1 protein-coding gene and 1 pseudogene are annotated in these 1,692 nt (G+C 44.4%); one reads left to right on the forward strand and one right to left on the reverse strand.

The genetic code is table 11. From position 1 onward, the window contains the following. Positions 1-1,160: pseudogene (locus REG_RS10425) on the reverse strand (type I restriction enzyme subunit R domain-containing protein); the annotation flags it as partial. 199 nt (positions 1,161-1,359) lie between these two features. Here REG_RS10425 and REG_RS15000 point away from each other — a divergent pair. Further along, positions 1,360-1,692 (forward strand): integrase arm-type DNA-binding domain-containing protein (locus REG_RS15000; protein ID WP_339739852.1); only part of this gene is annotated, 333 nt, incomplete at its 3' end.

A 1,692-nucleotide genomic window follows, 5' to 3' on the forward strand; every position in this document is an offset into this window, starting at 1 on the left:
ACCAGGAAGGTTCCCTTTCATGGCCTGCTCACGGGTATTACTCTCAACCTGTGCCATCACCATGTCACTTTTACCCGTGATCGATTTGATTTGATTCACAAAGGCAATTTGATCCTGAAGTGGCGTTGCTTCACCAAACAGACTGTTAAGTTTGGCGATGATTTCTTTTACAAATTTGGGTTTGTCGCCCGTTACGCTACCACTACCTGACCCAATTGGTTGCAAACTTGTTGTTCTTCGTCTTCTGGCTGTCCCTCCGTACGGCTTTTAATATCAAAGCCAGTGAGTACCAAGCCTTTTAGATCCACTGTTTCTGGCGTTTCATTCCGCAGGCGTTTTTGTAATAGCTTTGCAAATGCCGCAAAGTTTTCAAGCTCTGGATCACCAAAATCAATAAGCTGGGCAACGTAAGAGTAGGTACGACAAAAGCGCCCCACATCCGATTTGAAGCCCAACAGGGATTTGATTTGCTCGGCGTATTCGTCCTGATGGTGATCTGCTGACTTCATACCCGACTCATCACCTTTTGCATACGCCTTCTCAAAGGCAGCTTCCCATGTAGTCATTGCATTTCGCAGCATTTTCATTTTGTCATTATAAAGCCGGGTAGCCCCTTCAGTTGCCGTATACAATGCCTTGTGCTGCGGTGTTTGTGCCTGGGTAATGTCACGGATGGTCTTGAACCTCGCCTCTTTGAAAATGGCTAAATCCTTCTCACCATAAAGCCCGTGTTCATCCAGGCGCTCTTTGATTTGATAGACCACGTTCAGATCTTGTACGTCATCAATATGCGCTCCATCGTCATACAGTGAAAAGGCTTGACGAACATTCGCCGGATCATTCACAAAGTCGATGATAAAGACCTCGTCCTTGCCTGGAGCCATGCGATTCAGGCGAGAAAAGGTTTGAACAATTTCGACATGGTTAGCAATTTTTTTATCCACATACATAGCGACTAACCTGGGTTGGTCAAATCCGGTTTGGAACTTGTCGGCAACCAGCATCACCCGATATTCAGGGCGGTCAAAGGCAAAGCGTAAATCCTGACCTTGAACAGCAGGGTTCATGCTTTGTTCGGTAAATTCCTCATCTTCATTAACGATAAATACATCGTCTTTGAATGCTTCATCGTCATTGTGCATCACCTGTTCACTCGTCATCAAAACAAGCTATCGGTATCGACCAGCTAGCACTGGAGAATTAATATAAATCATTATTACAACTAGATTTTATAGTTTTTTATTGCCTGTTTTCTTTCGCTGTGGCAGAGTGATACTCTGTTTTTTTAGGACTATACTAGGGACTCTGTTTTCTAGAGCCACAAATAGGTAGTCCTATAGTACTTAAAGGGTGATGAACATGGCAATACAGACGAAACCTCTAACAAATACCGCAATAAAAGCAGCTAAAACAATCGACAAAGATTTATCGCTACATGATGGTGGCGGCGCTTATTATTATTTGTCAAAACATCGGGTGTTAAAACATGGCGCTTTCGCTACTATCACCCCCCTGAGTAAAAAAAGAACGACGGTCACTTTTGGCCATTATCCCGCCCTCTCACTGGCTGAAGCCAGGCAGAAGCGAGAGGCAGTAAAAGCCCTGTTGGCAAAAAAGATTGATCCACAGGAGTACCAACGAACGATATTAGCCAGTGAGCAAGCGGCTAGGATTAATACCTTGGAAAAGGTC

The sequence above is a fragment of the Candidatus Regiella insecticola LSR1 genome (assembly GCF_000143625.1).
Lineage (GTDB): Bacteria > Pseudomonadota > Gammaproteobacteria > Enterobacterales > Enterobacteriaceae > Regiella > Regiella insecticola.